The 7,222-nt window shown below is 61.2% G+C and carries 8 protein-coding genes and 2 pseudogenes; 6 read left to right on the forward strand and 4 right to left on the reverse strand.

Annotated features, from left to right (window positions below; genetic code table 11):
* Positions 1-40 precede the first annotated feature (40 nt).
* Positions 41-1,408: an MATE family efflux transporter gene (locus tag ACQ4MM_RS21135; protein WP_431479204.1), complete on the reverse strand. Its 1,368-nt coding sequence runs from the start codon at positions 1,406-1,408 to the stop codon at positions 41-43.
* A 97-nt stretch (positions 1,409-1,505) separates the two neighbouring features.
* Between ACQ4MM_RS21135 and ACQ4MM_RS21140 the strand changes: the two genes are divergently transcribed.
* The 5 genes and pseudogenes from ACQ4MM_RS21140 (at position 1,506) to ACQ4MM_RS21160 (ending at position 5,533) form a co-directional block, all read left to right on the forward strand.
* The gene (locus ACQ4MM_RS21140; RefSeq protein ID WP_431479205.1) at positions 1,506-2,177 is read left to right on the forward strand and encodes a beta/gamma crystallin-related protein; all 672 of its coding nucleotides are present in this window, start codon (positions 1,506-1,508) and stop codon (positions 2,175-2,177) included.
* 197 nt (positions 2,178-2,374) lie between these two features.
* Positions 2,375-3,787, forward strand: coding sequence for a hypothetical protein (locus tag ACQ4MM_RS21145; protein WP_431479206.1), 1,413 nt, complete (start codon positions 2,375-2,377; stop codon positions 3,785-3,787).
* A 261-nt stretch (positions 3,788-4,048) separates the two neighbouring features.
* A complete protein-coding gene (locus ACQ4MM_RS21150) occupies positions 4,049-4,204 on the forward strand; it encodes a hypothetical protein (protein WP_431479207.1) in 156 nt (51 codons plus the stop codon).
* A 141-nt stretch (positions 4,205-4,345) separates the two neighbouring features.
* Positions 4,346-5,209: pseudogene (locus ACQ4MM_RS21155) on the forward strand (DnaJ C-terminal domain-containing protein).
* 3 nt (positions 5,210-5,212) lie between these two features.
* The gene (locus ACQ4MM_RS21160) at positions 5,213-5,533 is read left to right on the forward strand and encodes a chaperone modulator CbpM (RefSeq protein WP_431479208.1); all 321 of its coding nucleotides are present in this window, start codon (positions 5,213-5,215) and stop codon (positions 5,531-5,533) included.
* A 4-nt stretch (positions 5,534-5,537) separates the two neighbouring features.
* On the opposite strand, the gene ACQ4MM_RS21165 is transcribed toward ACQ4MM_RS21160, so the two are convergent.
* The 3 genes from ACQ4MM_RS21165 to ACQ4MM_RS21175 form a co-directional block, all read right to left on the reverse strand.
* Positions 5,538-5,750, reverse strand: coding sequence for a hypothetical protein (locus tag ACQ4MM_RS21165; protein WP_431479209.1), 213 nt, complete (start codon positions 5,748-5,750; stop codon positions 5,538-5,540).
* Between the two features lie 127 nt (positions 5,751-5,877).
* Positions 5,878-6,291, reverse strand: a complete 414-nt coding sequence (locus ACQ4MM_RS21170) for a LysR substrate-binding domain-containing protein (protein WP_431479213.1) — start codon at positions 6,289-6,291, stop codon at positions 5,878-5,880.
* Positions 6,210-6,794, reverse strand: coding sequence for a LysR family transcriptional regulator (locus tag ACQ4MM_RS21175; protein ID WP_431479210.1), 585 nt, complete (start codon positions 6,792-6,794; stop codon positions 6,210-6,212). Before ACQ4MM_RS21175 ends, ACQ4MM_RS21170 begins: the two co-directional genes overlap by 82 nt.
* Before the next feature lie 100 nt (positions 6,795-6,894).
* On the opposite strand from ACQ4MM_RS21175, the pseudogene ACQ4MM_RS21180 reads away from it, so the two are divergent.
* Positions 6,895-7,222 (forward strand): annotated as a pseudogene (locus tag ACQ4MM_RS21180) (FMN-dependent NADH-azoreductase); the annotation flags it as partial.

The following is a 7,222-nucleotide window of genomic DNA, read 5'->3' on the forward strand; positions in this document are numbered from 1 at the left end:
TACCAGAACCCGCCCCCGCTGATATTCGGAATGCTATGCCCTATGCCGTTTTTCCTTCGGCTACTCGAGAATTCGACAGCGTGCGCAGATAGGCTGTGAGCAAAATGGCAGCAATCGTCAAGCCGAGCACCAAGCCGATCCAGAAGCCGGCCGCCGCCATTTCCTTCCACAGGCCGAGCAGGCAGCCGACCGGCAGCGCGAAGACCCAGAACGCCAGCAGCTGGATCTGCATCGGCCCGCGCGTCACCTTGTAACCGCGAATCGCGCAAGCCGCTGCCACCTGGGTCGCGTCGGACAACTGGAACAGCGCGGCGAACAGCAGCAGGGTGACGCAAGTCTGCTGCACGGCGACGTCGCTGGTGTAGGCGGCCGCGATCTCGTTGCGGAACAGCGCAATGAAGGCCGCCGACACTACGGCAAACGCCAGCGACATGCCGAGCCCGACCCACGAAGCCGAACGGGCACGCAGCGCATCGCCCTCGCCCAACGCCTGCCCCACGCGGGTCACCATGCCGATGCCCAGGCTAAGCGGCACCATGAACACCAGCGACGAAAAGTTCAGCGCAATCTGGTGCGCCGACTGTTCGATCACGCCGAAGCGCGCCACCAGCAGCGCCACCGCGCCGAAGGCGCTGACCTCGGCGAAGTAGGTCACGCCGATCGGCAGGCCAAGTTTCAACATGCTGCGAATTTCCGGCCAGTGCGGCCACTCCCAATGCGTGAAAGGGTAGGTGGCCCGATATGCCCGGGAAATGCGCATCCACGCCAGCATGGCGCCCAGCATCAGCCACATGCAGATGCCGGTCGATACCGCGCAACCCACACCGCCCATTGCGGGAAGGCCCCAATGTCCGAAGATCAGCAGCCAGTTAACGAAGACGTTGAAAGCCAGCCCGAACAAGGCGATCACCATCACCGGCTTGGTCTGGTTGATGCTGGTGCTGTAGCCATACAACGCGCGATAGCAAGCGAACGGTGGCAAGCCGATGCTGATGAAGTGCACAAACAGTGCAGCGCGCCGGTTCACTTCCGGCGCCAGTTGCAGGTGGTCGAACAGCAGGGTGGCCAGGTTGGCCAGCAACATGGCCACCAAGCCGACGCCCAGGCCCTTCCACAAGCCCTGGCGTACCAGGTGCGGAATACGCTGGTAACTGCCGGCACCCACTTCGTGCGCCACCAGCGTGTTCATTGCCATCATGGTGCCCATGACGGTCACCAGCACGATGGACCAGATTGCTGCGCCGGTCGACACCGCAGCCAGTTCGGAAGCCTGGGTGTGGCCGGTCATCGCCACGTCCGCCACCGCCATGCCAACGGTGGCGAGTTGCCCAATCAAGACCGGCCAGGCCAATTTCCATAATGCTGTCGCTTCGTTGCGTAAATTGGAGCTCAAAATCGTGGTCGGCATGTGTTGCACAGTAGGAATTTGTTACAAGGTAGGGTAGTCTAACGGCCTTTGCGCCGCGTTAGTGCGCTTAGGATGCCTGAATATCGGAGATTTAGTAATGAAGAATACCTTGACCGCCGCTTTCCTGCTGGCCGCTTCCCTTCTTGGCCAGGCCGCTTCGGCCGGTGAATTGCAGCTCTTCTCGCGCGAAGACTTTCGCGGCCAGCGCGTGGTGATTGCCGATGGTGCCGCCAACAATTTCCGCGACTTCGATTTCAACGACCGCGCTTCGAGCCTGGTGGTGCGCTCCGGCACCTGGGAATTGTGCGAGCACGTTGATTTCCAGGGCCAGTGCGCCGTGTTCGAACGCGGCGAATATCCGGACCTGCGCCGCTTCAACAATAACTTCTCTTCCGCCCGTGAGATTGACCGCCGCCGCGAACGCGGCCACGGCTGGGGCCGCGATAATCGCGACGACCGCGACGACCGCTGGCGTGAAGAGCGCCGCGAAGAGCGCCGCGAATACCGCGAAGAGCCACGCGGCCCGGCGGTGGAGCTGTTCAATGACAACGGCTTCCGCGGCCGCATCGTCCAGATCAATAATGATATGGACACCCTGCGCAACGTCCATTTCAACGACAACGCCAATTCGATGGTCGTCAACTACGGCACCTGGGAAGCCTGCGAACACGCCGACTTCGGCGGCCAGTGCCGCACGTTTGCGCCAGGCCGCTACCCTGACCTGAGAGACTTCAGCGACCGCATCTCGTCGATCCGCCGCGTCCGCTGATCGGCACATGCCCACACAAAAAACGCGCTTCACAGCGCGTTTTTTTTTTGACCTGGAAGATGTATTTTTTACGCAAACCCAGATTTGAAGCGGCTTCCAAGGCTGTGTTAGTATTGCTTTATAGCACCAATAGTTTCAATATAGAAACATTAATAGTGGCTATTAGATAAGATGAATGCTAACAACCCGAGGGAAGAATGAAATTCAACAAACTGATTTTGGCTAGCGCCGTGAGCCTGGCATTGGCCGCATGCGGCGGTGGCGGCAGCGATTCGAGCAGCGCAACCACGACTCCACCAGTGCAGACGTCGCCGGTTTCGGTGGTGTTCAACGGTACGGCAGCAGTGGGCGCCCCATTGGCGGGCAGCGTGACCGTCAAGGACTCGAAAGGCGCCACCAAGGTTGCCCAGATCGGCGACAACGGTGCGTACTCGGTCGACGTGACCGGCATGACCGGCCCGTTCGTGTTCCGCGCCTCCGGCATGGCCAATGGCCGCACCTATACCGTGCACTCGGTCGCCACCAGTGCCGATGCGACCGGCAAGATCAATATCACCCAGCTGACCGACCTGATCGCCGCCAACGTAGGTGGCCAGCTCGCAGCGGACTATTTCGACCAGTTCGATAAGAACGCGGCTACCGCAACCGCGAGCACGATCGATGCTGAAGTCGCCAAGCTGAAAGAAAAGCTGCAGCCCATCCTGACCGCGCTGGGTGTCGATGCCAACGCCGACCTGCTGCGTACCCCGTTCACCCCGCTGACCAGCCCGCTCGATAAAGCGCTGGATGCGATCCAGGTGTCGGTGAATACCAACACGGCCGTAGCCACCATCAGCACCACGGCCAACAGCTCCGTCATCACCGACGATCTCAAGCAAAAAGCCAGCACCGAAACCAGCTCGCCGAAACTGGCAGCGGACAATATCAGCACCGCGACCAACGATGCGCCGCTGGTGAAGAAGGCGCTGTCTGACTTTATCGCCCAGTTCGCCAATGGCCAACCGACCGTCGATGCGCTGCTCCCATTTGCCACCGAAGGCTTCCTCAACGATGACGAAGGTGCCAAGGACTTCCTCCGTCACCTGGTCAGCGAGACTGTGCTGGTAGGCGCGACTTTCAGCGATTTCGAGATCCACCAGATCGATTACACAGACCCGGCCAAGATTACCGCCCGCGTGTCGTTTACCGTGAAAACCAAGGGTGGCCAGATTCTGGACCGTCTGGAAAACTGGAAGATCCGCAAGAGCCCGACCGACGGCGTATGGCGCCTGCACGGCAACCAGCGCGTATTCGAACTGGAAGCCTTCGCCAGCATGAGCAAGACTGTCGGCGCGTCTGGAACCTGCTATCGGACCGGCATCAACTTCAACATCAATGACCGCAACCCGGCCAACAACACCACCGCCGGCGTGATCGACCACATCATCGTTACCGGGCCTGGCATGCCGCAAGCAGGCTTGCGCTATGCCCTTTCCGGCCAGGGCGAACAGTGGGTCAACACCGTCAACTCGTCCAGCACCTATGTCATGGGCACCGACTGCGGTGATACGATCTCGCCGAGGGCGATGACGGCATCGCCCGCCTGCCTGACAACGCGGCCTATGTCCTGACTGCATATGACGCGTCCAATGCCAAGCTCTCCTTCGCAGCCGGCAGCAGCGATGGCACTTACGTGCTGAAAGTACAGCGCCGTCCACTGACCCTGACCGAAACCAAAGCCAGCACCGCCTTCCCGACGCCTGTCGGAGCAGAGTCTGGCAGCGCTGGCGAGCTACAGCACCCGTGACCTCGCGCTGGCCGTTTCCGCCGTCAACCCGGGCGCGGTGACCTGGCTCTCTATTTGGGAGCAAACCTCGGGTATCAACAGCGGTTTGGAATCTACAGAATCGCCAACTGCAGCTGGTACCTTCAGCACCAACTTCAAGCTGCCCGCACTGGGGGCAGGCGAGACCGTGAAGGCACGTTCCGTGCGGATCGAATCTGCCGACACCTATCGCCGCTATATGCAGACCGTGTACAACCGCTAAGCTGCGGCTGCTCCACGCAAAGAAGCGTCTTCAATCGAAGGCGCTTTTTTTTGTACGATGCTCTGGAAGTCTGGCGAATGATCTGCCTTCGAATCCGGAATTCCGCTAGACTGGCCTAATGCCATTCCGGGAGCGCGCGACGTGGAATACAAGGACTACTACGTGACATTGGAGTCGCCAAGACTGCCAGCGAAGACGAGATCAAGAAAGCTTATCGCAAGCTGGTCCGCAAATATCATCCGGACGTCAGCAAGGAAGCGGATGCCGACGCGCGCACCAAAGAGCTGAACGAAGCTTATGGCGTGCTGGGCGATGCCGAAAAGCGTGCTGCCTACGATTCGCTGGGTAGCGGACAGTACCACGCTGGCCAGGAATTCCGCCCGCCACCCGACTGGGGCGGCGGCTTCGAAGGAGGCAGCGCCGAAGATTTCTTTGCCGACCTGTTCGCCCACGTGGCGGGCAACGCGGCCGTCGCCAGGGCTTCCGCACGCGCGGCGAAGATATCCACGCCGTCCTTGAAATCAGCCTGCAAGATGCCTACAACGGCGCCCAGCGCGAGATATCGCTTGGCAAGCAGCGCACGCTCAAGGTCAGCATCCCGCAAGGCGTGACGGCGGGGCAGCAATTGCGCCTTGGCCGGCAGGGCCAGGCCGGCATGAACGGTGCCGAAGCAGGCGACCTTTATCTCGAAATAGCATTCCAGGCCGATGACCGTTACCGTGTCGAAGGCCGCGACGTCTACGAAAAGTACCGATCCCGCCGTGGCTCGCTGCGCTGGGCGGCGAGCGTGAAGTCATTACACCATCCGGCCGCGTGACCGTGACCGTGCCGCCCAATTCGCAAGGCGGCCGTAAGCTGCGCCTGAAAGGGCGCGGAATTCCCCCCGCCAACAGCTCCGGCACGGCGGGCGACCTGTATCTCATATTGGAAATCTTTGCCCCGCCGGCCGATACGCCCGAGCGGCGCGCGCTATACCAACAGATGCAACGCGAAATAGGAGGATGAGCGATGCCAAAGGAAGAGATTGTGGAAGGCGTGCCGCTGGAACACCAGGCGCTGACGCTGGATGAACTGGCGCGCGCGTGCGCCGTCGAGCCCGAATGGATCGTGCACCACGTTCAGCGCGGCATCCTGATCGGCCGGGAAGGGGCCAGCATCGAAACCCTGCAATTCACCAGCGTGGACCTGGGGAGGGCGCGTCGCCTGGCACAGCTGGAGCGCGATTTCGATGCGGATGAAGATTTGGCGGCGCTGGTGGTGGATTTGTGCGACGAAGTCCGCCGCCTGAAATCGCGCCCTGCGCGCCGCCGGAATCGCTTAGCCGCCTGAAGGCTTAGCGTTGCTGGTCGCGGTCGCCGCGATTGCCGCGGTTGCCGCTTTCTTCATCCTTCAAGTCGTCGCGGCTTCCCTGACGCTGGCCTTGGCCGACGTCATTCTGCTTATTGCCACGGTCCTGGTCGGATTGCTGGTTGCCGTCCTTGTTGCCTTCCTTATTGCCTTGTTGGCCTTGTCCGGCTGGTTCGCTTGCCCGGCCTGGTTGCGCCAATCGTCCGATTGCTCAGTGTCCTTGCGTGGTGCCATGATCGCTCTCCTTTGTGAATGAAGCGATTCCATGCTAGGCCGATGCCGCAAACTAGCCTGTAGGCGCACGCCGCGCCGGCCTGTAGGAATGTTTAGAAGGCGTCCTGCGGCAGCGTATGGTCGAGGTCGATGAATTTTTGCCGCAGCCATTTGCCGGCCGGGCCCAGTTCATCATCGCCGCGATGGATCACGAACAGCGGGTATTCCAGCTCACTGCCTTCCTGGGTGTGCAGGCGCACCAGGCGTCCTTCCGCCAGGTCGCGCATGACGGTGTGCTCGGGCATATTGCCCCAGCCGAGCCCTCCAACCAGCAAGGCGTGCTTGGAACCGAGGTCACCCAGGCGCCAGTCACGCAGCCCCAGCACGCCGAAATCGCGGCCTTCGGTCAGCGGGCTGCGGTCTGTCACCACCAGATTGCAAATGTTCACGCAAAACCGAGGTTGGGATTGCGCCGCTTCGCGCGACAGTGGATGCAGCGGAGAGCAGACCGCATCATTTTCACGAATCCCGCCGCATGGCGCTCGATATTCACCGGCGCGGTGGCAGCCATGCCGGCCACACCCAACTGGCAGCGGCGGTCGGCCACCATCTGCGCCACGGCGCCCAGCGCTTCGGTATGCAGGCGCAGCGCGACGGTCGGGAATTCCCGCTGGAAGTGTTCGAGTGCGCGCACCAGCACGCAGGCCGGGAACATCACGTCGACCACGATGCACAGCTCGGCCTCAAGGCCCATGCCGAGGGCCTTGGCGCGCGAACGCATGCCATCCACCTTGCTGGTCACGGCGCGGGCATCTGCCAGCAAGGTCTTGCCGGCTTCGGTCAGGGTCGGCTTGCGCGTGCTGCGGTCGAGCAGGGCGATGTTCAATTGCTCTTCCAGGTTGGCGATGGTGTAGCTGATCACCGATTGGGTGCGGTGCAGGGCGCGTGCCGCGTGGGCGAAACCGCCATGGTCGATGACCGCGATGAAGACGCGCAACTGGTCGAGGGTGGGGTGGCCGGGATCTCGCATATCAATAAAATCGATAATTTCTATCGTGATAAAACCTATTTCGTCGATAATAAACCCGTTCTAAGATGGCTGCAATCACCAACTTTCTTGGAGCAAGTACATGGCAAACGTTCTCTACATCAACAGCAGCGTACGTAATGCTGGTTCGCTGTCCCGCCAACTGTCGGCCGAATTCATCGCCAAATGGAAGGCCGCCAACCGGCCGACACCGTGGTTGAGCGCGACCTGGCCACCAATCCAGTCCCGCACCTGACGGAGCAGATGATGGGCGCCTTCTTCACGCCAGCGGAAGCGCGCAATGCCGAACAGGCGCAGGTCGTTAAAGTGTCCGACACCCTGGTAGACGAACTGTTTGCAGCGGACGTCGTGGTCATCGGCGCGCCGATGTACAACTTCTCCGTACCATCGACGCTGAAGGCCTGGATCGA

The sequence above is a fragment of the Massilia eburnea genome (assembly GCF_050709955.1).
Taxonomy (GTDB): domain Bacteria; phylum Pseudomonadota; class Gammaproteobacteria; order Burkholderiales; family Burkholderiaceae_D; genus Rugamonas; species Rugamonas eburnea_A.

Bases quoted from the DNA above. Each gene is read 5' to 3' on its own strand.
- ACQ4MM_RS21175 (WP_431479210.1), bottom strand. From the start codon at position 6,794: ATGCGAGATCCCGGCCACCCCACCCTCGACCAGTTGCGCGTCTTCATC.
- ACQ4MM_RS21135 (WP_431479204.1), bottom strand. From the start codon at position 1,408: ATGCCGACCACGATTTTGAGCTCCAATTTACGCAACGAAGCGACAGCA.
- ACQ4MM_RS21140 (WP_431479205.1), top strand. From the start codon at position 1,506: ATGAAGAATACCTTGACCGCCGCTTTCCTGCTGGCCGCTTCCCTTCTT.
- ACQ4MM_RS21160 (WP_431479208.1), top strand. From the start codon at position 5,213: ATGCCAAAGGAAGAGATTGTGGAAGGCGTGCCGCTGGAACACCAGGCG.
- ACQ4MM_RS21145 (WP_431479206.1), top strand. From the start codon at position 2,375: ATGAAATTCAACAAACTGATTTTGGCTAGCGCCGTGAGCCTGGCATTG.